Origin of the sequence: Domibacillus sp. PGB-M46 (assembly GCF_022668875.1) — a bacterium.
Classification (GTDB): Bacteria; Bacillota; Bacilli; order Bacillales; family Domibacillaceae; genus Domibacillus.
In genome coordinates, this window is record NZ_JAKGCR010000004.1 from 261,850 (window position 1) to 286,179 (window position 24,330).

At 39.7% G+C, this 24,330-nt stretch carries 24 protein-coding genes and 1 pseudogene; 10 read left to right on the forward strand and 15 right to left on the reverse strand.

Annotated features, from left to right (window positions below):
- Nucleotides 1-8: 8 nt before the first annotated feature.
- A complete protein-coding gene (locus tag L2D08_RS07330) occupies nt 9-416 on the reverse strand; it encodes a hypothetical protein (RefSeq protein WP_242233097.1) in 408 nt (135 codons plus the stop codon).
- A gap of 300 nt (nt 417-716) precedes the next feature.
- Between L2D08_RS07330 and L2D08_RS07335 the strand changes: the two genes are divergently transcribed.
- The 3 genes from L2D08_RS07335 (at nt 717) to L2D08_RS07345 (ending at nt 2,137) form a co-directional block, all read left to right on the forward strand.
- Complete coding sequence (locus L2D08_RS07335) at nt 717-1,505, forward strand: hypothetical protein (RefSeq protein WP_242233098.1); 789 nt, start codon at nt 717-719, stop codon at nt 1,503-1,505.
- A 177-nt stretch (nt 1,506-1,682) separates the two neighbouring features.
- Nucleotides 1,683-1,850 (forward strand): aspartyl-phosphate phosphatase Spo0E family protein, encoded by a 168-nt coding sequence (locus L2D08_RS07340; protein WP_242233099.1) that lies wholly within the window; start codon nt 1,683-1,685, stop codon nt 1,848-1,850.
- Nucleotides 1,851-1,987: 137 nt separating this feature from the next.
- Nucleotides 1,988-2,137, forward strand: a complete 150-nt coding sequence (locus tag L2D08_RS07345) for a hypothetical protein (protein WP_242233100.1) — start codon at nt 1,988-1,990, stop codon at nt 2,135-2,137.
- Between the two features lie 77 nt (nt 2,138-2,214).
- Here the strand turns inward: L2D08_RS07345 and L2D08_RS07350 are convergent, their stop codons facing one another.
- From L2D08_RS07350 to L2D08_RS07390, 9 genes are all read right to left on the reverse strand, one after another.
- Nucleotides 2,215-2,598, reverse strand: coding sequence for a DUF6173 family protein (locus tag L2D08_RS07350; protein WP_242233101.1), 384 nt, complete (start codon nt 2,596-2,598; stop codon nt 2,215-2,217).
- A gap of 177 nt (nt 2,599-2,775) precedes the next feature.
- Nucleotides 2,776-3,951 (reverse strand): beta-ketoacyl synthase N-terminal-like domain-containing protein, encoded by a 1,176-nt coding sequence (locus L2D08_RS07355; protein ID WP_242233102.1) that lies wholly within the window; start codon nt 3,949-3,951, stop codon nt 2,776-2,778.
- Nucleotides 3,952-4,126: 175 nt separating this feature from the next.
- The gene (locus L2D08_RS07360; protein ID WP_242233103.1) at nt 4,127-5,485 is read right to left on the reverse strand and encodes a glutamine synthetase family protein; all 1,359 of its coding nucleotides are present in this window, start codon (nt 5,483-5,485) and stop codon (nt 4,127-4,129) included.
- Between the two features lie 289 nt (nt 5,486-5,774).
- The gene (locus L2D08_RS07365) at nt 5,775-6,806 is read right to left on the reverse strand and encodes an FUSC family protein (RefSeq protein ID WP_242233104.1); all 1,032 of its coding nucleotides are present in this window, start codon (nt 6,804-6,806) and stop codon (nt 5,775-5,777) included.
- A gap of 289 nt (nt 6,807-7,095) precedes the next feature.
- Nucleotides 7,096-7,257 carry a hypothetical protein gene (locus L2D08_RS07370; RefSeq protein WP_242233105.1) on the reverse strand — a complete coding sequence of 54 codons (162 nt, stop codon included), beginning with the start codon at nt 7,255-7,257 and terminating at the stop codon, nt 7,096-7,098.
- A gap of 105 nt (nt 7,258-7,362) precedes the next feature.
- Nucleotides 7,363-7,557 carry a hypothetical protein gene (locus L2D08_RS07375; RefSeq protein ID WP_242233106.1) on the reverse strand — a complete coding sequence of 65 codons (195 nt, stop codon included), beginning with the start codon at nt 7,555-7,557 and terminating at the stop codon, nt 7,363-7,365.
- A 180-nt stretch (nt 7,558-7,737) separates the two neighbouring features.
- On the reverse strand, nt 7,738-7,935 hold the full coding sequence (locus tag L2D08_RS07380; protein ID WP_242233107.1) for a hypothetical protein: 198 nt from the start codon (nt 7,933-7,935) through the stop codon (nt 7,738-7,740).
- A 214-nt stretch (nt 7,936-8,149) separates the two neighbouring features.
- Nucleotides 8,150-8,377, reverse strand: coding sequence for a hypothetical protein (locus tag L2D08_RS07385; RefSeq protein WP_242233108.1), 228 nt, complete (start codon nt 8,375-8,377; stop codon nt 8,150-8,152).
- 474 nt (nt 8,378-8,851) lie between these two features.
- Nucleotides 8,852-9,028, reverse strand: a complete 177-nt coding sequence (locus L2D08_RS07390) for a hypothetical protein (RefSeq protein WP_242233109.1) — start codon at nt 9,026-9,028, stop codon at nt 8,852-8,854.
- A 493-nt stretch (nt 9,029-9,521) separates the two neighbouring features.
- Between L2D08_RS07390 and L2D08_RS07395 the strand changes: the two genes are divergently transcribed.
- From L2D08_RS07395 to L2D08_RS07405, 3 genes are all read left to right on the forward strand, one after another.
- Entirely contained in the window at nt 9,522-10,076 is a 555-nt protein-coding gene (locus L2D08_RS07395) for a DUF7010 family protein (RefSeq protein WP_242233110.1), read from the forward strand.
- 606 nt (nt 10,077-10,682) lie between these two features.
- Nucleotides 10,683-11,111, forward strand: a complete 429-nt coding sequence (locus L2D08_RS07400; RefSeq protein WP_242233111.1) for a hypothetical protein — start codon at nt 10,683-10,685, stop codon at nt 11,109-11,111.
- Between the two features lie 312 nt (nt 11,112-11,423).
- Nucleotides 11,424-11,594, forward strand: coding sequence for a hypothetical protein (locus L2D08_RS07405; RefSeq protein ID WP_242233112.1), 171 nt, complete (start codon nt 11,424-11,426; stop codon nt 11,592-11,594).
- Nucleotides 11,595-13,382: 1,788 nt separating this feature from the next.
- On the opposite strand, the gene dctA is transcribed toward L2D08_RS07405, so the two are convergent.
- Nucleotides 13,383-14,723 (reverse strand): C4-dicarboxylate transporter DctA, encoded by a 1,341-nt coding sequence (gene dctA, locus L2D08_RS07410; protein WP_242233113.1) that lies wholly within the window; start codon nt 14,721-14,723, stop codon nt 13,383-13,385.
- A gap of 644 nt (nt 14,724-15,367) precedes the next feature.
- Here dctA and L2D08_RS07415 point away from each other — a divergent pair.
- Nucleotides 15,368-15,694: a hypothetical protein gene (locus L2D08_RS07415; RefSeq protein WP_242233114.1), complete on the forward strand. Its 327-nt coding sequence runs from the start codon at nt 15,368-15,370 to the stop codon at nt 15,692-15,694.
- Nucleotides 15,695-16,659: 965 nt separating this feature from the next.
- Here the strand turns inward: L2D08_RS07415 and L2D08_RS07420 are convergent.
- The 3 genes from L2D08_RS07420 to L2D08_RS07430 all read right to left on the reverse strand — a co-directional run bounded on the left by L2D08_RS07420 (nt 16,660) and on the right by L2D08_RS07430 (nt 21,257).
- Nucleotides 16,660-16,863 (reverse strand): DUF6366 family protein, encoded by a 204-nt coding sequence (locus tag L2D08_RS07420; protein WP_242233115.1) that lies wholly within the window; start codon nt 16,861-16,863, stop codon nt 16,660-16,662.
- A gap of 450 nt (nt 16,864-17,313) precedes the next feature.
- Nucleotides 17,314-19,908 carry a polynucleotide kinase-phosphatase gene (locus tag L2D08_RS07425; RefSeq protein WP_242233116.1) on the reverse strand — a complete coding sequence of 865 codons (2,595 nt, stop codon included), beginning with the start codon at nt 19,906-19,908 and terminating at the stop codon, nt 17,314-17,316.
- Nucleotides 19,905-21,257 (reverse strand): 3' terminal RNA ribose 2'-O-methyltransferase Hen1, encoded by a 1,353-nt coding sequence (locus tag L2D08_RS07430; RefSeq protein ID WP_242233117.1) that lies wholly within the window; start codon nt 21,255-21,257, stop codon nt 19,905-19,907. Before L2D08_RS07430 ends, L2D08_RS07425 begins: the two co-directional genes overlap by 4 nt.
- 952 nt (nt 21,258-22,209) lie before the next feature.
- Between L2D08_RS07430 and L2D08_RS07435 the strand changes: the two genes are divergently transcribed.
- From L2D08_RS07435 to L2D08_RS07445, 3 genes and pseudogenes are all read left to right on the forward strand, one after another.
- Nucleotides 22,210-22,887: a DUF975 family protein gene (locus L2D08_RS07435; protein ID WP_242233118.1), complete on the forward strand. Its 678-nt coding sequence runs from the start codon at nt 22,210-22,212 to the stop codon at nt 22,885-22,887.
- Between the two features lie 197 nt (nt 22,888-23,084).
- Nucleotides 23,085-23,237: pseudogene (locus L2D08_RS07440) on the forward strand (excalibur calcium-binding domain-containing protein); the annotation flags it as partial.
- Between the two features lie 278 nt (nt 23,238-23,515).
- Entirely contained in the window at nt 23,516-23,977 is a 462-nt protein-coding gene (locus tag L2D08_RS07445; protein WP_242233178.1) for a CarD family transcriptional regulator, read from the forward strand.
- Between the two features lie 99 nt (nt 23,978-24,076).
- Here the strand turns inward: L2D08_RS07445 and L2D08_RS07450 are convergent, their stop codons facing one another.
- Nucleotides 24,077-24,322 (reverse strand): DUF3006 family protein, encoded by a 246-nt coding sequence (locus L2D08_RS07450; RefSeq protein WP_242233119.1) that lies wholly within the window; start codon nt 24,320-24,322, stop codon nt 24,077-24,079.
- Between the last annotated feature and the right edge of the window lie 8 nt (nt 24,323-24,330).

Consider the following 24,330-nt stretch of genomic DNA (forward strand, 5'->3'; position numbering starts at 1 on the left):
ACTTTTATTCAGTGAGCCGCGCCTGGCGACAGGTATTCGACTACTTTTAATCCGGAGAGGTCGGGCGGTCTGTATGGATTGGCCACTTCATACCTGGCCAGAAGCATTTTCACGGGAGTTTTGTGCAAAATAGATTCTTTCATCATCTCTCTGGCCCGGTCATTTAACGCTCTTTCCTCATCTGACGTTAGGGCTCTTTTTTTCTTTTGCACGAAATCAGCGGTGAGGGACCGGCTGATGGCAGCAAAGTAAAACCAATACTCCGTTGAACGTTGATCATGCGGCTTTCCCATTACAATATGATCCGGTACAACACCGATAATCTCGCCCGCTTCTCCCCAGTATTTTTTGTCGTCCCATTGCCAGCCGGATGAGTACTGAACGAGTGATTCATTAAAAGGAACTGCTTCACTCATAGTCTGCCGCTTTCCTTATCTTTTCTCCGCCATTTACAGCAGCTTTCTCATCGATTCCGTTCCTGCCCACTTTTTTCATCCTTTCTTTACCGAGGTTTCCATGTACGTTTCTACTTCGGCCACACAGCGGCGCAGTACACAGCTTGAGCGGATAGTATCACCGCTGCAGCCAAGCTATATTCATCGATCAGTGCTTAAGAAAAGCAACAAATAACGGCGGATTCATATGATAAAAGTGCTGCATATGCCATTATCCAGTATCCGCTTTTTTGCGGCTGGCTTTTTAGGAGGGGCGTTTCAATGAGAAACTCACAAAAGCAGGAAACCGCCAAAAAAAAGAATTTCCCTTTATTTTCTTTTATAGATGGAGCAGATCTGACTGTTGTTTTCAGCCTGTTTTCTGTTCTGTCGGTTGCTTTTATGTATTTTTATACGGAAAGTCAATTCAGATATTACGGAGTGCCGGCTGAACTGATTGAAATTAAATTGATTAACTTCACCGGGACCTTATTTTACCTGCTTATTTTATGCCTTTTGCTGGCACAGTTTATTTCCCTATTTTCCTCATCAGAAGCTTATTCAAAAATGTATTCAAAAAGATGGTACACTAAAATCCTTTTCGTTTTTTCCTTCCTTATTACAGCTCTGCTTGTGCTTTCTAAATCCACTGATTTTTTTGTGACATCGGAATACGATAAAGCCTTTACCTTTCTTCTAACAATCGGCACGATCATTGTATTTCTGCTTATTTTCTCTGAAATCACCTATCTTGTAAGGCGAAAAAATTCAGGTACACACAATCAATCGGTTTGGTATATATCAGCTGGAATCGGAGTGCTAATGTTAAGCAGCGCGCTCGGCTATTTTCAAGCTTATTTTAAAACGGCTTACTACGTAACGACAGAGGAACCCCGCCAGGTGGTGGTAGGAAAGTATAATGGCCATCTTATTGTAGCGCCAGTTGATTTAAAAAAAGGGGTAATCAAACGGCAGTATGGCATCTTGAAAATGGAGTCAAAGGACGGAAAGCCTATTTTAGAAAGTATGCACACAGGAAAGCTAAAAGTAGAGGAACCGAGGATAAAATAAATCCCGCCTGGATGACCAGCGTTTAATTTTACTTTTCTTTCCTCACATTTCTTGTGAATGTTACTTCAGGCCCTTTCCATTACTTTCGTCAGATTTCCTCACAAACAACTGTTTCTTTTCTATGCAAAATATCCTATAATCAAGTTAGTTCCTATTCTTTTTGACAGGAGAATGCATATGGATACGAACCAGCCAATTCTTGAAGAATTATCATTCCAAATTAAAAAACTGCGCCATCTAATGATTCTCGCTGCTGCTATTTATGGATTCGGAAGTGAGGAAGTGTTAGGATACAGCCAGGAATTAGATAAATTAATTATTGAGTATCAGCTTCAAACGAGCTGACTATTTATAGAGCCGGAAGAATTTCCGGCTTTTTTTGCGTGTTTATCCAACATAAACTTATCTTTTCCCTTCTTTCCCTGCAGCACCTCCGAATATTTCCGGGCGTTCAACAAACTCTATATAGAGGAGGTGACAACATGGAAAAGCAAGAGCAGGCAAAAAAAACGGGACAGAAAGATGAATCGGTTAAAACCATGGATCAAGGGTTTAACTTGATTGTTCAAGCGGTTAACAACGCGACAGGCATAGATAAAAGCAATGATGGAAAAAAGAATAAAGAAGGGTAAAGCGAGCGCCTCTTATGGCGTTTACCCCTTTTTTCCCAAAGCTTCAAAAAAAGCCACCTATAAAAGTGACTTTTGCCTTACTGAATAAAACCGAGTGGAATTTTTGGTTCTTTAGGGTTCGGCCGGGGCATGGCCATCAGCAAAAAGTTAAGCTGCGATACGTGCTGAATCAACTGCACTTCCAGTCCACTCTCCGTAACGCCATCAAAAATGATTAAACTCGGATCACAATAACCTAATGCCCTGACCTGGAAAGTAACCGACTGCCCGGAAGGAATCAGTTTCACACCCACCCCCTGGGTGCCATCCAGTTTGTTATCAAAATCTTCCGCTCTCTTTTTTAAATGCTTATACACTTCACTTGCCAGGTTTTTTTGTCCCGGTGCACTCATCGGTAGAGGCAGCTCATTGCAAATGTCACTGTCGTTTATTGGTTGAAGTGAATCTGGCTTTTGTTCCACTTTATCATCTCCTTCTTCGAACCGGGCAATTCTGCTTTACTTCCCGTTTTATTATCTCCTTTTTCGTGAAATTATTACCCGAGTCTTCAGAAGCGTCCTTCCCCTTTTAAACCGCTCGATATGAAAAAGCCTGCAGATTCAGTCGGATCAGTCGTCGTTGTGTAAAACAAAGGCCGCCTATCCTGTAATAAGCAGCCCTGTGTTACTTCCCCCAAAGCCGTGTGTCGTCACCGCAACCGAGGAAACCGGCTTTTCTTTTTTTTCGGTTACAATCGGCAGTGATTCAAAGCTCTTTTTATCGGTTCCATATGTAGCAGGAATAAAGCCTTCCCGTATGCTGATCATGGAAGCAATCGCCTGCGTTACGCCTGAGGCTCCGAAGGTATGGCCGAACAGCCCTTTTATAGACGTGATAGGAACACTGCCATCGAAGCAGTTTCGATAAGCAGCGGCCTCCACCCGGTCATTTTCCTCTAAACCTAAAGCCTGGCTGTTCACGTATGACGGCAGGCGGCTGCCGCATATTTCCCGCAGCACTTGAGTCATGTTTTCTCCGGTTTGATCGGATTGAAACACTGAAATATTATCATGATTGGAAAAGCCTTTTTCGATAAAAGCATAAATGTCTACCCCTCTTCGCACAGCATCTTCTTCCCGCTCCAATACAAGCGCCCCAGCCCCTTCGGACACAACAAATCCTTGAGTCGATGTTGAAAACGGCATACCTGCCTGACGTACATCTTCTTCGACAGCAAGACCTCTTTGTTTTAAAAAACCGTACACGAGCGTTCGATTAATTAAAGAATCTGCTCCCCCTACCACACATATGTCCGTGGAATAACTTTCAAGAAGCTGTTTTCCGAGTAAAATAGCATCGGTACTGGCAGTACATGTGTTTCCAAGCGTCAGCTGAAGATGATTGGCTTTTATGTATGAACCAATCCCCATCGCAAGTGACCCAATATTGCCATGCGTAACACCCGTCACCGGATAACGCCGCAGGTTTTGTTGTGCAGCGGATGCCACGAGTTCTTCGATTTCTGTGAGCCCGCCTACAGATGTCCCAAAAATCACAGATATGCGTTTACCTGGATGATTTTCTATATGGATACCTTTAAATGCCTCTTTCACTGCGGCGATGGCCAGTTTATTTATCCTCGAGTACCTTTTAAAAAAAGGATCACTCAGTATCTCATGATCAATCACACCCATAACTAAATCTCTGTGTTTTTGCGTTCCTATATTTCTTACAACCTGCAAGGGACAAATATTTTGAGCCAGCATTTCAGCAAAACGGCTTACACTGTCCGCTCCTGGAAGCTGCACGCCCATCCCCGTCACTGCTACTTTCATCATTGACCTCTCGTTTCTAAAGTCCTTTTTTTATCAGTATAACACTGAAGTTAGAAATGAATGAGTTATTTTTCCTCCTCCACCCGAGGAAAGAAAAAGAAAAACAGCCCTCCATTTTACCAGCAAGGTGAAATGAAGAGCTATCAAAAAAAAGCGGGCAAAAGCCCGCTTTTGATTAGAATTTAGCGTGGTAATTTTCGATTTCCCATCCATGAACGGCTGTACGGTAGCTGTCCCATTCTGCTTTTTTCAAAGAAACGTATTCGTTATAAACGTGTTCCCCTAGTGTATTTACTGCAATATCGCCTGATTCCAGAGCTTCTACTGCTTCTTTTAAGCTGCCAGGAAGACTTTCAATTCCGTAAGACGCTCTTTGTTCTTCCGTCATATGGAAGATATCTTCATTAATAGACGCTGGCGCTTCTAGTTCTTTCTCAATTCCATCCAAGCCTGCAGAAGCAATAACAGCAAACGTTAAGTAAGGATTTGAAGATGGATCCGGGCAGCGTAGTTCCACACGCGTGGCAAGGCCTTTTTTCGCCGGGATACGGATAAGAGCAGAACGGTTAGACGCAGACCAAGCAAGGTAGCAAGGTGCTTCGTAGCCAGGAACTAAACGCTTGTACGAGTTTACCAATGGGTTTGTTACTGCAACAAAGCTCTTCACATTTTCTAATAGACCCGCAATAAAGTGGTACGCTTCTTTTGATAATTGTAAAGCATCAGAAGGATCAAAAAATGCATTTTCGTTCCCTTTAAAGAACGACATATTCACGTGCATACCAGAACCATTGATTCCAAACTTTGGTTTTGGCATAAATGTTGCATGTAAGCCATATTGTTTCGCAACTGTTTTAACGACCCACTTGTATGTCGTTGCTTTGTCCGCTGCACCCAATGCATCTGCATATTTAAAGCTAAGTTCATGCTGGCCTTCAGCCACTTCATGATGCGATGCTTCAATTGTAAAGCCCATTGCTTTTAATGCACGGTAAATTTCCAGGCGAACGCGCTCACCAAGATCTTTTGGAGATGGCTCAAAGTAACCGCCGTTATCTGATAGTTCAGTAGTCGGGTTTCCGTTTTCGTCTGCTTTGAACAAGAAGAATTCTAATTCCGGTCCGACTGAAATCGTGTAGCCATATTCCGCTGCACGGTCAACTGTTTTCTTTAAAACGTTACGTGTATCTCCTTCAAACAAAGAACCATCTGGATTTACGACCGAGCAAAGAAAACGTGCTTCCGCGTAGCCATCTTCTTCTGTCCAAGGAAGAACCGCAAATGTAGATAGATCAGGCTGAAGATAAAGATCTGAATTGTTGATAGCAGAAAAACCTTTAATAGATGAACCATCAAACATCATTTTGCCTTCTACGACATCTTCTAATTGTTCAGCTGTTACAGTGACATGCTTTAAGATTCCTTCGATATCTACAAACTGTAAGTGAAGTAAATCTACACTTTTTATTTTAATCGTTTCTTTAATTTGTTCTAAAGCTGCTTCTGTTGTATTTGAAATAAGAGTTTCTGTCATGTCATCTTTTCCTCCAAGTTCGCGTTATGTAATATCACATCTGATATTTTGATTATAGTTCAGTCGACATGTTTTGACAATCATTTTTTTGAATATTTATGCTAGTTTAAGTAATGATTTTTTTCTATAAAGTGAAATCCTCCAGCTTTTCCGCTAAAAAATAAAAGCTTCTTAAAGCAATTTATTGTTTTCTTTTAAAACAAATAACCAGGATTAAACCCCATTTTTCTAGTGTATAAAAATGAATTCATAAAAAAGCAGCCGCTATGAACAGCGGCTGCTCTTTTCCTCAATTTTTTCTTACCTTGTAATATTGGTCGATTAATTGGTCCATCCTCTGCAGGTGAAAAGAATATTCAACGATGGAAGAAGCAATAATCAATAAGCGAAATTTTTGATCTTTGTTTTGCTTATAAATATCCAGCGCCCGTTCAAAAAAAGCCGCGCTTTCCTTTATTTCTTTTAGTTCGTGATCGTTTTCCTGTTGCTTGATTTTCCCTTCATATTTTAAAAATAAATATTCATGATATTTAATTAGTTGTTCAATATGAGTATCAAACAAATAATCCTCTGCTTCGTTTGCCCCGCTTTGGAAATAATGTTCTTCGATATTTTCCAGTATTTCTTCTCCCTGCTGAAGCGTCTTGAGCATTTGCTTAAATAGGACAATCTCCCGCACATCCACCGGCTTTAATTTGGAGAGCTTGGCGCGCTCTTCATCAAACATTTTGAACAAGTCCTCCAACTTTCGAATATCATCCTGAAGCTTTTTACTTTGCTCTTGAAAAGATGTTTCCGTTAATTCATTGGACACGGCCGTACGCAGCAGCAGTGACATATTTTGAAAAACCGTTCTTGTTTTTTCAAGGTAATTCTTTTTATAGTTTGGCGGTATAATCAGCAGGTTCACGACCAAAGCAGATCCAATACCAACTAAAATAATCAAAAATCGATTCAATATAAAATCGACATTTTCATTGTCCGGGGTACTCATAATTGCCAGTACGGTCACGAGTGTCAGTGGAATGGTGCTTTCCATTTTCATTTTCAAGCTTAATGAAATTACGAGCATCATCAACACCCCGATGATAATAGGGTTGTCCCCTATAAAGTAAATAGAAAAAAGGGAAATCGCAGCGCCAATGGTATTGGTCATTACCTGATCGAGCAGCTGCCGCCAGGATCGGTAAATAGATGGCTGAATTGTAAAAAGGGCTGCCACCGCTGCAAAAACAGCTGGCTCAAGGTTTAGGAAATAACATATGTATAGTGATAGTGTGACAGCAATGCCTGTCTTGAAGACACGCGGGCCTAACGTCATTTTTCAATCCTCCTGTTTGGCTTTTCAATATAAACAAAAACACTTTCATTTGATTTTAGTGGAATATGGAGTTTACTACAAATAATTCTCTTTAATCCATTTTAGAGGGTATGTATAGCAATCTGGTTAGAATGGTGTATGTCTTCATGTGTACCTTAAAAGCCGGGCGCCTTAAGCAGCCAGTAAGTGTCTTAAAACCTGTGTATTTCCGGAATAAAGAAAAAAGCACCCCGAAGGCTGCTCGCTTGTTTTATATTTTAAGTATATTCTTCCCACTATTAATTAAGCGTTACAGGGGGAGTGAGCCATTTTTAGATACCAATCGATCGGAAATGAACTTGTTCTTTTCCAAAATTAACGTTTTCAATAGCTTTTTCGTCCCCTGGTCAATTTCAAGGTTTTTTAATATTTTGTTCATTTCTTCTGCGGTCAATTCCGATTGTTTAGCCATATCATCGTCTCCTTTTATTTACATTTCGGCAATAGAAGAATGATTTCCTGCTTGATCTCCTTCGCCAAGAGCTTTGTTTATTCGTATATAAAAAATAGCACCCGTTTATTTAGATGCAATTGTTTCTCTTTTTTCTTTTATAAATTTGTTTAGTTCCCTGTAAAATTCTTTTTCCGTTGCAATATTCTTTTCACTAAGTAAAGCAGACACGGCTGTAATGCGTGAAAATATATTGCATAATTCCTTGAATTTCTCTAGCTGTGAAATGTATTTTTTCATTTCTGTTTGTTTCTCATTCATTTTCCCATTTTCTCCCTCCTGTATATTGCAGGAGGAAGCGCTAAAATCCAATAAAAATCATTCATCAAATTCCGACAAGACGACGGCTGCTTTTATTTAGGAAAGGGATACGTGAAGATTACCTCTCTTGATATACATATGTTCTTTTTAAGTTTCCAAGCGAGAAAGCCGGTTGTACACTCAGACAGGTCTGCTCTCGATTACTTCAAACCGATCTTTACTTAAGTACAATTTCCTACTTAAGGCGTCTCCTGCCAGTTCTGCTGAGTCGCCGATTGATTGATTATCGATTTCCACTATTTCGTAGGAATAATTGAGACTAGGTACTAACCGTCCTTCTTTCATATCAAATCTTCGATATTTTACTTCTACCTTCATCTGAAACCCTCCTTTACCTTTATTGTTTATTTCGATTAAAGCGGCCAACTTCCTTCAAACACTACTTGTCCTAATAGCTAACTTATTTAGTTTTTTACTTTACCCGCTTTGATTTACTATCATCCCAGTCCGCCAATTTACATTACCTTTACCTCAAAGATTTTTTGAACAAAGAAAAAAGCACCCCGGAGGATGCTAGTTATCTTTTCCCGCATTACATGTCTGCCGGTTCACCTTTTATACCGACCGGTTTTACAAATGAAATCTTTGTCACTAAATTCAAGTTAATCGCCTGGTTGTTTTCGTCAATAATCCATTTCTCTTCATGATCCGTGAACATCTTCAATACCACTTTTTCCTTGCCGGGTGGACCTTTGACTTCGATAACCTCACTATTGTCTTTATCGAATTGCAGTTTGACTTTATAGATGATTTTATCCATTGCGCGCTCCCCCTTTTTCTAACATTTCGTCAAAAGGAGGTGATTCCCTTCTTTCTTAGCTGCTCTCTCATATCATATTGCACAAGGACTCAAAAAGAAGATACAGTATGAAAACAAAACGAAAAATGGACTCGGAAGTTGTCCATGTAAAGCCAGTCAATAAATTAGCAGCTTCTGCCTTTCGCACCTGTCTTCATAACGGTTGAAGAGTTAAAGAAATCCGCTTATTGCAGAAAAACAAACGAAAAGCTGGGAGCTGCTGACTAATCTACTTTCAAGAAAGCCTGTAGACTTGATTAACCTATCTATAAGCTTTTTTATTTGGCTTGGATAAAATATGCCGAACTTGTCCATCCTGACCGGTAGCGAGAGACTCCTCTCTCTCATGTAATATCCACACCGTGCAGCCAGAGCCCCCTCTGGCTGTTCTTTTTTACGCACATTCTCCACTATTTCTTTTCTTCTTGCTGCCTGTTACTTAATGAATGGCTTTACAAATGCTCCAATTACGACGGCGGTTGCGATAGATGCTGATACACCTACAGGATTAATATTCGCCTTTGTGTACTCGGCTACTGCAAAAAAAGTAGCAATTGCAAATACCAGAGACCAGTGTATCACTTTCAAGATTGCTCCTCCGATGCTTCGCATTTAGTGTTTCCTTATATAACTTTGTTTGTTTTATTTGTCCCCAAAGATGAGGAATCCCATTCAGCGTGTTAGGCTATCATGCTTCGCAAGTGAGTTTTAATCTTAGTAACGGTGTATTTATAGCTATTAGTTGCCTTCCTTATAAAGCAAGAACATTGATTTCACATAATTTCTCCAAGTATAGGAAATGACCAATATCAGGGCGTTAAATAATAGCACCCTCTTCATTCCTAACACTTCGTATCGACCTTGAAGCCCGGAAACCTTCCTGGCTTTTTTGTATAAATTTTCATCTAACGGCCCATAATGATACTGTTACAACCCAAACCCAACTCCGACAGCTCGTCACCATTTTCCAGTCAGGCTCCCCGGCCCGGCTGCTTTTTCATGCAACCTGAAAATATCCCATTAATGATTTAACCTTTAAAGTTCATAAAAAATATAAGCATTCAATAGCACATTATAGACAGGTCTTAATATGTCAGCGTAAGGAGTGAACTACTTGAATAAAACACTTGAACAGTTTCAAACCGATATGATCCTGGCAGCCAAAAAAGGATTTCCCATATTGTTATCTGGTTCCATCATTTTTTTGTTATTCACCTTTCTGCCCTTTGTCTTGCCCTTTAAACCAGTCTGCTTGATATGGATTTTAGGTATGAGTGCGATGTTTCCATTTGGTCTGGTGCTATGTAAACTGATGAATATCCATTTATTATCAACCGATAATCCACTTAGTGTTTTAGGCGGTATGATTGCAGCTGCCCAGACTTTTTTTATTCCTGTGTTTATCCTTGTGTATAGACATATGCCTGAATACCTTCCTTTTACAATTGGCCTGCTTGGAGGCTCGCACTTCCTCCCTTACATGTGGATCTATAGAAGCAAGGCCTATTTGTTTATCACATTAGGCACCTGCTCTTCCGCTCTCATTTTAGGTGGTTACTTTGTTGAGCAGGCATTTACACTTGTACCCCTGGCCACTTCTATCGTATACGCAATCGGTATTTTGTTGATTTTTAAGGAACTTAAAACTGATGCTGTTTAGCTATTCGCGCAAGGATTGTTCCATGCGACATACTAACCAGCAGTCTTACTCACGATAGCTTGGGTTCGCTTTCTGACAAAATATCATAAACTAAACATAACCCTGCTATTTACAGTCAGAGCCCCCCTGGCTTTTTTGTTTAAATCTCCTTTTTCTTTTCTCGTCATCTCTTTAAGACTGCATCTTTGCTGCCTGTCAACTTGCCTGCCAGGAAAGAAAAGTTTTAAAAGGCTACCTATTGGGCATACTGTAAACAGGTGCATATTACGACTGCGGTACTTAACCAAGTTTTGAAGGCCTCACGGCACCTGTGAGGTCTTTCTTTATATAAATCATCATTCAACATCTCGAGGATATATCATCTGCTCAGCACTTTAAAATAAAAGTCTCTTCTTTGCTGAGCATACCAAAAAATTCACAATAATATTAGCCGCATATTCCTGAAAAAGTGATGCACCAAAATCGATATACGCGCCTTTCAGCATATCGCTTCCTTCTTAAAAACCTCAATCTCCCGTTTTATTATGCAAAAGCAGGCAATCTTCTTATACAACATAAAATGAAGTGAATACCCTACTAAGGTAAAGTTAAAAGGGGGAATTTTTAATGAAAATGGATGAAATGTTAAAGGATCTTTTAGAAAAAGCAAGCTTATATGGACTGCTCGCGAAAAAATACGAGTATGTAGATCCTCAAAAGCACATGTATTATTATCAAAAACATTTTCAGTACGTAATGAAGGTAGAACAGCATTACATGATGCTTGAAGGGCGCAGCCATGCTCCCAAAAGAATGCCTAAAAGATGCGGATGTAACAAAGCTCCCCAAATGATGCCTGAAGGATATAACAATGCTCCTTATATGATGCCTGAGGCACCCAATAACAATGCTCCTTATATGATGGGGGAGGGCCATGATAACAATGCTCCTCACATGATGCCTCAGGGCCATGATAACAACGCTCCTCATATGATGCCTCAGAGCCACGATAACAACGCTCCTCATATGATGCCTGGACAGTATCCAATGTATTAATTTTTATGAAGAAGTCGTTTTACACGGCTTCTTTTTAGTTAAGGAACGATTTTAGCGTTTTCCCTTACTCACCGCGACTGTACGCCACTGCTGTTGCCATTCCCCGCCCGATCCCTCGCTCTAGAAGCTTTCTTCGGGGCGAGAGGCTTGTCTCCAACATTAACAAAGACCTAACCTCCCTCCGAAAATGGCAAGCCTGCCCCGTTTATTTAAACGTCTTGTTATGTTTTAAATTAAAAAATAACGCTTTATTTTCTTTTAAATGGGTAAATAAATAATTCAAAGATTTCCTTACAAGGAGGTTTCCAAAACATGCATCCCATTGAACTGTTTGGATGGTTTTTATCCGCTGTTTTAACGGTAAGCTTCATTGTTTCGGTCATTTTCCTATCAAGAAGATCCAAATCCTTTTTTAAATCAAACGATGAGTCTTCAAAAGACAATAATCAAAAACTCAAAGACAAAGATAAACGATTTTATTAAAATGCTTCGCTTTTTTGTTTTTACTTTTGTCACTTCTTATCCACTCTCTTGCCCTTAATTGTCCTGCCGCCCCTTTTATTTAATTCGAAGAAACTATTTCATTTTCCAATTTTCAGGTTTTAAGTCTTTCGCTCAGCCAGAGACCAAAGCCATTTAATACTTGCAAGGAGCTGATACGATGAACCCCGCTTTGTGGATTTTTATGTTCCTCCTTTTTTCAGTTGCTATCACCTTCGGCTACTATTGGGAAAAAAATGATTAAATTGCATTTGCTGCAGCTCAATTGATTCAATAGTGATTGCAACGCACGGTGTGACACTATCAAACTTTGAAACCCTCAAATCAATAAACTGACTGTCATCTACCTAAATGACCTGCTGTGGCTGCTTTCTTTTTTCTGAAGCTTTTCAGTGCTGGCTCGAATACCCGGTCAGTATTTCCAATGGACCTTCTAGAAGCTGAACGGGTCAGCGCTGGGAAGCAGCGAGCTTTACGCACTCCTTGATTTTTGTGGACCATACATTTGAACTTTTCCACGAAAAGCCGGAGCTCTTGGCCAGCCTGACGCAACCAGCTTCTCCATATACTGCAAATGTAATGAACCAACTCAACCTCCTTTTCCACTCTCTCCATACTTTTCATTCAAGAAACTCAACGATCATTTTTGCCATCTGACTTATCTATCTCTTTCAATGTTCAGCTTTTGTTTCCTCGTAAAAGTTCCACACGTATTCATGCATAATACACCTGGAATGAAACAAGCTACTCAAAAATAGAAAGGAGCTGTTCACTCTGGAAGATTTATTCATCATTTTTTCTGCTGAGATTGGCCGTCTTGTGGATGACTATCATAAATGTGAAGATGAGAACCTTAAGGAACTCATCCACAATGACATTCAACTTTTGAGCAAAGCATTGCTGGAATGCGAACAGGAAAAGTAAGGTATATTACCTTTTTATTTTTCAGGTTCTATTATTGAATTTTGTACAGTGTTTATCGTGTTCTCCATTTGACCCATGTTCCTTCAGCTTTAAACTGCCGCTGATCTCTATGTTAATAGTGGCTGGCTGAGGATTAGACATCACTTCCATAATATTTTCAAGCCTCTATAGCTCCTGTTCTTTTATGTGTTATTAAAGACAATGATGATTCCGATGCGCTCGATTAAATAATCTGCAGCATCGGTTAAATACTTGAATTGATCTCATGCCGCCTCATCTCCTTTCAAAATTTCCAAACTCGCTATATTCCTTCACGAAAGCAACCTTCGCAGTACTGGTTAGGCCATTCCATTGTTTTACTAAAATGACCTTTGCTACATTTTTAGCTTTGCTTTCCTTACTCCACAAAAAATACCCGCTATCAATAACGGATAGCAGGCCTAAAAGAATCAAGTTAAAATAGTTATTTAGTTTTTGCTGGCGTTTCTGCTGGTGACTGTGTTGGAGTTTCTGCCTGGCGGCTTCGGTATTTCTGCAAAATCGCTCAAATTAATTCTCCTTGCCTGTATAGCATGTTATATTAATTTGATTAATTTACTCTGTCCTTGTTTTTAAAGCCGTGTTTCAGAAAAGAAGCTGTCGCGCATAGCAGGTCTGAAACTCTTGATGTTTATGCAAAGAAGAGCAAAGATGGCATCGCATGTGAACAATAAAATTAAGCAGTCAACCAAGTAAAGCTGCATCAGCAATGAATACTTAAATACCCAGCCTCCAAAAATATCAGCAAATAACAAAGGACTTGCTCCACAAGTAAGCAAGCCCTTATTATTGATCTCTATCCATTATTTATTTGAAATTCTTTAAAGGTAAATCGCTGGTGGACGCTTTGGGCTTCATACTAACAGGCTCAATTTCAATACGGCCGGCCAAAACGTCTTTTGCACGTTTTATATCGAGCAGTCTTTCCCAGCGTGCGATGACAAATGTTGCTACTGCATAGCCAATAATGTTGACAGTTGTACGGTAATTACCCATAAAGCGGTCTGGAGCAAGCATCAGTGCTACCGCTGCAACAGGAATAGAGCCTGTGGCAGCTGCGGTTGCAGACAGCGCTACGAATGCAGATCCCGGAATACCGGCCATCCCTTTTGACGTTAATAAAAGAACTCCTAAAATCATAAGCTGGTCCATTAAACTTAGGTCAATCCCCACCGCCTGCGCAAGGAACACCAAGGCAAGTGACAGGTAAATGGAAGCACCATCCAAGTTAAAAGAATAACCAGTTGGAATAACCAGCCCGACTACCGCACGATTACAGCCCGCGTCTTCTAACTTGTCCATTAGTTGCGGCATGACAGCTTCTGAAGATCCTGTTGCAAAAGCGAGCATAATTTCCTCACGAATATAGACAATTACTTTCCAAAGGTTTAGGCCTAAAAATACACGTGTGATAATAGCTAATACGACAATAAAAGCAAGACACGCAGTAGTCATTGCAATAAACAACTTACCAAAAGATAAAAGTGTGCCCATTCCATACTGACTAACGGCAAAGGCCATCGCACCAAAAGTGGCAATTGCTGTCAGCTTCATAATGTAATCCATAATCTTAAACAAGACTTCATTCACTTTTTCTAGTAAATCAAGAATCGTTTCACTTGTACGCCCGCCTACATGAACAAGCGCAAAGCCGAACAGGCAGGAGATAAGTAAAACCTGCAGCATTGAGTTTGTTGTAAAGGCACCTACCGCACTGTCAGGAATAATACTCATTAAAAATTCAGCTTCACTTGGCAATTCAGATCCTTGGGTTTTTTCTTCTACTGCTTCTGTAGTTAACGTCGAAGGATTTACATTCATACCTTCACCAGGATTCATCAGGTTTGCAACAACCATTCCGATAATCAAGGCAAGAGTTGTTACAATTTCGAAGTAGAGCAGTGTCTTACCACCAATTCGGCCTACTGTTTTAATATTCCCCACTTTGGCAATCCCGACCACCACTACACTAAACACTAGCGGAGCAATAATCATTTTGATCAGTTTTACAAAACCATCACCCAGCGGCTTTAAAGCAAGACCAATATCAGGAAATGCATAGCCGACTAAAACCCCCGCTACAATTGCAACCATAATTTGAAAGAATAATCCCTTATAAAAAGGAACTTTCACTTTTTCTTTCTTCATCTGCCTCTCTCCCTTTTACATTATTTCGATGATCTTTATGTAATAAAAAGTAACATTAAATATCTCTTAATCATCTTAAACTATGATTAGTAAGATTTCATTGTTCATCATAGCTAATTATTTCATCATTTTTAGTTGTTTCTTCTATTTATTTTCCTGAATAAAACTGCATAGTAAACAATTGTAATTTTTTATGTGATTTTTTATTCCACTGAATTTAAAATAATAAATAAAAAGCCGTACCAGCAAGATGACTGGTACGGCTTTTACTCATAATTTAATGAATAGTAAAACCTATTCTCCGGCATAAGCAGCTAGTGCTGCATTAAAAAAAGAATCGTTTAAAAACGGCTTGAACTCCGCAAAGTATCCCGACAGCATGACAAAAGATGGATGCAGCCACAAAATAGTTTCCTTATAATTTTATTTATGTTTCAACATTGCACTTTAAGATGCCTTCTTTTTAACGCGGTATAAAAGCGGACGTCCTGTGAAAAATGGCATGGATACGCACTAAGCCTTCCTTTCTTCTGTTCGTTATAGTTAATTTTCCTTACTGAAAATGAGAGGCTTTACCCTTTCTTGGCAAAACAGGAATCTGTTACACTCATGAAATAACAATTGAATACGGAGGTTGTCCCTTAATGTCTGTCACATTATGCGTGTCCTGCCATACAAGTCAGGCCGTTTTAAAAGAAAATGAAAAACCTTTTTGCCTGCCCTGTTATTCAACCCTAACGGGAATTAAGTTCCAGGAGGAATCGGAGCCTGCTGAATCCGATCGTCCGTCTTTCTTTTTCGACTCAGGCGCTATCCCCACATTAGAACTTCTTGCTGAAACATTGCGGTCATTAAAACAAGAAGAGATTGAGACAATCCGCTCGGAAAACATGTTGGATGCTGCAAAAGCTAAAAAGCAATTGGACCAGTTTATTTATGAAGCAGAATCGCTTATCCAAAATTTCAAATAAGATTCTCTTATTTTTAGTGAATACATATTATCCAAATAGAAACTTTCTCTAAAGTTTGTTCATGATTGCGTTTGAGCCCAAGTTATAACATACCTTTGTTTTTTCTCAAGAGCCCCGTATAACATGGAGGCTCTTTGCATATTGATTGTTTCATTTTGAGCGAATGAGAAAAAGACTATCCTCTCATCGTCAATAGCGAACCAGTTTTTACCTAAGAAATCAAATCCATTAACCCTAAAATCAAGCGACTGGTCATCGGCATGTCAGCGTCACTAGTATTGAACAGCTGAAAAAGCGCACAAGGCGGTTCAAAACACACGTCATTTTTGATACAAATCTATGCAGGAGATATACAAACGGAGTGAAAAAAGACCACCAAGCTTATGACAACAAGTGTGACTGTGATAACAGCGGACAGGCTTGCGAAAGGTAAAGAACAAGTAATGAATTTTCTAAAGTAAAAACCGTATCAGTTAACATACTGATACGGCTTTTACTCATTGATTATGCTTGAGCAGCTTCTCTGGGACTTCAATTTCAATATACAAACAGAAATGAATAAGCGTTACTAATATTGTGCCAGAATTGATAAATAAATACATACAATTGCCGCAGTAAATAAGAAGACAGAATTCAGAAAGTTTTTCCGCATTTTAATGCCCTATGTACAAAAAAAGATTGCCGCAGCTGATTTGGAGCCACTTTGATAATAGGCATTATTCAAGAAAAATGAACTGCTACAAATAATAGCACTTAGTAAAGTGAGGGAGATTGGTATTTTAAACCACAAGGGCTCTGTTAAGAATGGTTTGATTATAAATTTAAACTACCGCATAACGGTATAACTTCCTTCAAGAAGCTCTTCACCTAATTGAATATAAGATTATTCAGCGGATCGAAAACTAATTGTACTACGGTTGAGACCTTAAAAAGTGCATAATAAAAAACCTCAAAAAGAGGCCTTCTTATTTGAAAAATATTGATATCAAGACAAAGCCTATTAAAATTACAAGGATTAGAATGCCGAGACCTTTCCAACCTAAACTCCCTGCTAAACCAGCAAGGTTTTCATTCAATGCATCATTCATATTTCCAGTTGGATTTCTTTTTAGTTCTTCTTGTCTTAGTCTTTCTCTTGTTCTTTCAGGCGTTTCTTTATCTTTGCTCATTTTGGCACCCCTGTTTTCTGTAATTCTAACATAGTCTGTTAATTCTCGAATAATCAATCTTGTTTAAATGGCTACATAAGGTAATATTGCAATGTTATAGAACGTTCTCAATTACCTGTAGCCAAAGTAATATTCTTTATGGAAAAGCCTTTTTTAAAGACAAAAAGCCGGAACACCTCGTGAACCGGTACGGATTTTTCGCACAACTCAACAGTCAATAAAGGGAAATCGCAAAGAATTATTACTTGTCTTTATAGCCAGCAGCAAACTGATACTGTTGAGCTGGGAAATAACGAGAGAAAAGCAGAGCATATTAAAATAAAGAGCATGAAAACAACCATAAATATGAAAAAACAAAGCCGGAACTGTTGTGAAATCAACGTTACCGGCTTTGTTTTTTATAAAATTTTAATCTCAAAGGGATTTGAGGACAATTCCTTTATTATTGAATCAAAGTCTTGGATCTATAACGGGGTCCGATTCAAGAGCTAGCACTGCCAGTGTACATCCGTGTATTCGTTCAATGGATTCTTTGTTAACGAATCGCTCAATGCCTTCAATCCCAAGTGCAAATTCTTTCAGTGCCATCTTTTGCTTTTTGCCAGTATTTCTTTTTTTCAGCCTCTCCAGGTTTTGAGGCTCTAAATAATCCATTCCATAAATGATGTGCAGATACTTCTGGCCTCTCACTTTGATTGCTGGCTGTATCAGCTTTCCTTTACCATGGGCAACGAAGAATTCCGGCTTGATTACAATGCCTTCGTGCCCATCCTTTGTCATTTCCTCCCACCACTTGATTACCTCTTTTTCATCATCCTCGCTTGTAATCACTTTATAGTCTGTTTCAATGAAATAGTCAGACATGCCGGCGAGCAAACGATTCATCTCCATATGCCATATATGCGGCTGATCAAAAAAGGTCTTTCCGCTATGAGCCAAAATATGAAAAGGAGCAATTTGAATATCGTCCATTGTTTGGACATCCCAGCAATATTTCTGAAAAACTTGTTTGAATGTATGAGCGTTCTCAAGCTTTTGTTCATACTCTCTCAGCCAGTCCTGTACCTGCCCCTGATTTCCATGTGAGATGCCGAGTTTTTCAACTAATGCTGTCCGATCCAGCACAGCATTTTCTGCCACATGGGCATACTGGCTGCTAATCAATTCTTTCGCTTTTAAATTCCATGGCATGATCTCTGCGTCCATTAAAACAAAGTCGGTTTCATAATTGTTGAAATAGCCGCCTTTGGTTAAATCAGCGCATAGCTTTGCCAGCAGCTCCGTTTCCTGCTCACGGCTAAAAAAGCGCCGGCCGCTTCTTGTATAAATCACACCAAGCGAATTTATTCCTATGTGTTTTTTAGAGGATTCGCAATCCTTAAACAGAAGCAAGACAGCCCGGCTGCCCATGTGCTTTTTCTCCGCAATCATCTTAGTAATCCCGTGGTCCCGGTAATACCGAAATGCTTCTGCCGGATGCTCTAAAAAACCAGCTTCAGCAGAGGTGTCAGGTGTCGGGCTCATCGTTGGCGGGATATAGACAAGCTGCTCAATCGGGACTGTTACATGAGATACCGCATCGATAGCCGGCTTTACGATACTCTCCGCCACTTGAACTTCTCCCAGCTCTTTTGTCAGTACGCTGTAGCCGTTCAGAAACGCACCGATGTTTGGGGGATTTAACCGGGCTTTTTCCCACTCTGTCAGCGGGTTATCCAATACCCCTGCGTAGTCTTTCTTTGCTTGGACAGAAACATATTCTTTCTCTGGATAACGAAATGCTGTCAATTTTCCGCCGAACACAACGCCTTGATCAATGTTAATTGTATTATTTATCACGAGTGGGCGCGGCTTCGGATCGTGGCCCCAAACAATAAGAGTCTGCTGCTTATGACCCGTAAACCAATCTTTTCGTACAGGCTTTCCTTTTTCATCCAATCCATCCGTATCACCGTACCGGCAAAAGTCCTGCACAGCAGGTGACTGCCTGCCTATAAATTCATCTTTAATCCCCGCATGTGTGCAAACAAGAACCGGAGACCCGTTTCTCGTTAAGACATAATGGGATGGTGCTTTCAATAGAAACTCTTTTAAATCATTTTTTATTTCTTCCGTCTGCTCTTTTCCGTTCTGTACTTCGAAAAGATCCAGTTCTTCCTTCACTCGCTCATCCCCATGGGACAGTGTAACCTTGCGCTTGTCGAGCCAGCGGGCAATCTTCCAACCATGGTTACTGTCGATCATATAAGCAAGGCCTTCCTTTACATGCCGGCAGAAAAACAGCATGGTCTCTAGTGACATTGGCCCGCGGCTCATAATATCGCCGAGCGATAAAAAGCGTCTCCCCTCGGGATGAACATAAAAATGCTGTTCATTTTTCACATAACCCAGCTTTTCAAGCAGCGCAATCATTTCCTCAAAGCAGCCATGAATATCACCAATCACATCAATGCCCTGACCGATATCGATTTCCAAAGGATTCGAATGGCGATGTACATGTATTTCTTTTGTTGTATTAATAGTATATACTGCCTTGTAGCCTTCTTTTTTGACGAAGTGTTTTTCCCGTTTAAATGTTTGGTACTGCTGCCGGACCCGGCGCTTTCCTCGTGGATGCTTTCGCGCTTCATCCCGATTTAACAAAACGGATTCTTCTGTATCCAACAGAATCGCTGTGATCGGCAGATGATGTTTCCTGGCAATGTCCACGTACCGCTTCCGGTCGTCTGGATGAAGGTTTGTTGCATCAATGATCGACAACTTATTTAAACGGCATCTTGTTTCAATAAGCGCATCCATCATCGCAAACGCTTCCTGTGATACTCTTTGGTACAATTCTTTAGCATAAAGTACTTCACCTTTTGACAGATCACGCCACTCCATAAATTCCTCGTCGTTCACCAGCAGCCGAAAGGCATCCGAACTGATTACTTCCGACTGCTTGATTTCCCCCTGGTCAATCTTTGTTTGGAGAAGCGTTGATTTCCCGCTGTTTGATGGACCAATAAGCAGAACTATGCCTGCATGCGGCAAAGAAATGTTCATATTCCCGCCCCCTTTCTTGTAAATACACAGATTTGTGTCGGAAAACCGTGCTGCTCATGCTCTTCTCCTGCACCATCAAACCGAAGCTCGTAGGCTTGATCTTTGTTTCGTTCTTTACACCAGTACTCAAATTCAGGTCTTGTCCATTCAAAGCGGTGATCGGTGTGGCGAAGAGCTTCGTTCATGTCATAGACTTCGTTATATTCACGGTTAGGCGTTGTGACAATGAAGGTGTTTGGCCTATATTCATGTAAAATCATTTCAACAGCTTTAGGAAGCCTGTGTTCGTCAATATGCTCAATGACTTCACAGAGAATAATCACATCTTTTCCTTTTAACCGCTCATCGTAATAAAAAAGCGATCCCCACATAGAAGTAGGCTGAACAAAGCCGATTTTCTCTTGTACTTTTTCAAATCGGCGGATCGCCTGCAAAGAAGCAGATTCAGAAGGCTCCACTGCCAGGATTTCCTCCACTCCGGGCAAAAATCCAAGCCGGACTGCTAACTTTCCTTCACCGGATCCGAAATCAACGACAGTTTTCGGCTTTACCTGTTTAACAAGATTAATAATTTTCTCATATCTTAAGTCATTCAGCCGCACTTTTTTCTCTTGTTTTACTGCCTCTTTTACTGCTTCTTTGTTCTCAATCATACTGTACAAGTCTTTAAAACGAAGTGACTGACGGTAAATATACTCCCGCATCGGGTGATCTTCCAGCCAGCCTTTCCCGTAGCGCTCCAGCTTTTCAATTTCTTTTTCATCAATGTAATAATGCTTATAATTGTCCATTACAGGAATCAGAATAAATAACTGGCGCAGTGTATCACGTAATGTTTTTATTCCGCGTATTGAAAGAAAACGGGCCGTACTGCGGTCTTTTAATTTTGCTTTGTAATCTGTTTCTCCATATGTAATATCCACACTGAAGCCAAGTGGATCAAACAGCTCATGCATCTGCTTGTCGGAAAGCGATGAAACAATAGGGCCAAACTCTACATGAAGATCAAACGGATGATGAACCCATTCAGCATATTCCTCTTTTGGCTGACCGTTCAACGCTGTACCGAGCGCATTGCGGATAAATGAGCAAAAAATGCTGCTCACTGCAAATTCACGATCATTAATATAATGAGTAATATCGTATGGATTGGAACGGCTATTTGATAATTCAATAGGATCAGGTGTGACAAATATCGTCGCCTCTACCTCTTTTTCTTTAAACAGACGATAAAAAAAGCGTACTAGATGCCCTTTTTGTTTTCGCTCGTATACATTGTTTGGATTTTTCGCCAGCAGGTGCGACAGAACCTGTGCTTTCTCTCCCACCGCTCGTATTGTCAGCTGCATATTAAATACCCCTTTTCCACTCTCTTCTGTATTTTAGGTTATTAAGATCCATTATTGTCTTCTATTGTCTCAATAGCAAGGCTTTTACATATGATCCCTGACGGTATCGATCGCAAAATCAGTTTCTATCTTTTCAACGCGACACTCTCTCATACCACTCCAAAACGGGATATGTTTCGGCTGCGCATCCTCATCTTCTTTTCCTATTTTAATCTTAAATTCCGCCCGAAAACATGAAGAAAAATTTGAGCATTAGCAGATAGAAGATGGTGTTTGGAGGATAAATGAAGATGACTTCAGCAGGAAAGTAAATCCTAAACTGCTTACATTAGTAAGTATCAATTGTTTACTAAAACAGGATCAATATTATTTTTTTATATGGACATATAACTGGCATCAATCTTAGCTCAGAGGGCAGTTGACCAAAACGGTTGATAGATTAAAATGTTATTTCACCAGAGAGTAAGCCTAAAAAGAGGAACGCTAAAACAGGCGCTAAGAATGAAAGTGGAAGTTTTATTCATGGGCGTATTACACTTACTCGATTTTTAAGTTTATCCGCTATACCAAAGGCTGACACGGCAAGTAAAACAGTTATAATCGTTTTAAGTATACTGACAAGGCTAAACGGTTTGCGGATAGATTCATCAAAGTAAAAATAAAAGGCAGAAAGCATAGTAATCATTAAAACTGATAAATAAAAAATCTAAAGTAATGCATGTATGAATTTACTCCTGTTCTACAAATATCTTGTATATAAATTAATAGCTTCTCCTCGAAAATAACAAGTTAGCTTATTAGCTAACAGTTCGTCCATATAAATAAGTGATTATTTTTAATTATACGTTTCTAAAGCTTAAAAGCATTGTTGTCCCTTTACAATTCTGATATGATATTTTTTTGTGCTTGAAGTTGCTTATATACTAAAAAATGAGGAGAGAACTATTACTTTATGAGGAATAAAGACATTAAAAAAGAGGCCCAAAAATGCCTTACAGGACATTGGGGCAAAGCAATTTTACTTACCTTTATATCGGGATTACTGTTTGTCCTTCTGCCTACTGCCGTAGAAATTTATTTATCAGGCGGGTTTGAAGCATGGATGTATACGACAAGTACGCCAGTTGCTTCTGATGTATTTAGCACCGTTCTTTCGATTTTACTCACTCCTTTTATGGTCGCTTCTTTATGGTTTTATCTAGCTATTTATCGAAAAGAGAACCCGTCTCTTTCAAATGTATTTGGGATTTATAAACATGGCCGGACTTCTTTTAAAACAATTATTGCCTGCTATTGGATGCTTTTGTTAACTTTTCTTTGGTCACTGTTGCTTATCGTCCCAGGGATCATTAAAGGCTTTTCGTACTCACAGACTTATTTTATTTTAAAAGACCATCCTTCTTATACCGTTAATGAAGCTATCACAGAAAGCCGTAAAATGATGGACGGTTTAAAAAATCAGTATTTTACACTTTGGCTGGGCTTTATTGCTTGGGCCTTTTTATCCCTCCTTACATTCGGTATCGGGTTTTTATGGCTTTTCCCTTATGTTCAAGCATCTCTTGCCGTGTTTTATTCAGAGGTTGCCGCAAAACGGAATACTCAAGCAGCAGAAACGGTTACGTCTTAATCAAAAAAAGAACTTCACCCGAAGTTCTTTTAAAATTTGAATGTTACTATTTTTAAAGAAATTAAGTGATTCTACTTCACTCGTTTTCTTCACTTTTCTTAAGCAGCTGCTCTTTAATCGCCCTGGCTTTTTCCTTAATGCTTTCCCTTCCCCCTTCTAAGAGTTCACCCCGAATTCCTTCCGGACGAGACTCGATTTTAAACAAGTCATATAAAGGTGGGGTGGCTATGAATTCTAAAGTGAAAAGCAAAGGTGGAAAAACAAACCATAAGCCGTATGTATCCTCTGCTCTTTATAAGGCTTACAAAGATAAAGACCGGGACAAAGATGGTATTGCTTGCGAAAGATAAAAAGTAACCAATGCTCTATGGGAAAAAGCCGTATCGGTAAATAACTGATATAGCTTTCCGACTATGGACAAACGCCTGCTTTTTTACTTCATCTACACTCCCAGACTGCTTACGAGTAAGCAGTCTTTTTCCGGAAAGAAAACATATTGACAATAAAAAATGAAATATGATACCATATAAAATTTGAATAAAAATTCATGGTGTGTTAATCTCAAGAAAGGAATCATCCATGGAGGTGGATTAGTTTGTTTGAGATTGGTGACAAGATTGTATATCCAATGCATGGGGCAGGCGTAATAGAAGCCATTGAGGAAAAAGAAATTCTAGGGAAAACACAGCAATATTTCATTATGGCTTTTCCTCTTAGAAAACTGCAGGTAATGATTCCAATCACGAAAGTGAGCGACTATGGGATGCGGCTCGTATTGAACATGGCGGCGATTGAGCAGGTCATGGACATGTTTGGGCAAGGTGAAATTGACCGGTCTATAACACATAAACAAAGATTTAAGATCAACACCGACAAAATGAAAACGGGTATGACGAAAGATGGAGCTGAGGTTATCCGCGATTTGGTTATGATCCAAAAGGAAAAACCATTGAATTCAAACGAAAAACTAATGCTCCGTGATGCCATGCAGTTTCTTGTCAGCGAACTTGAGCTAAGTAACAGCATGACGCAGCCACAGGCGAAAGACTTATTACAAGATCGGCTTAGCCGGGTAAAAACCGCTGGCTAAAAATATATATAATAAAAAAGCTTGCAGACATCGTCTTTAAAATGAAGACTTTTTCTACAAACTGAAAGCCATATCAGTCAATAACTGATACGGCTTTTTTCATTTCTTTTCTTCAGTTTGCTTGAGCAACTGTTCTTTCATTACTCTAGCTTTTTCCTTAATACTTTCTGTTTCCTCTTCTAAAACCTCAACTTGGAGCCCTTCTGGCAGAGACACGATTTTGATCAAGTTCCCTTCCTTTACATGAGTTCCAAGCTTTTCAGCCTCTACTAGCTCTTCAATCGATTCATCTTCCCGCCATAGCAGCTTCGCCTGGCCTTTTTCAATGGAATCAATCGTATACATACCGTTTC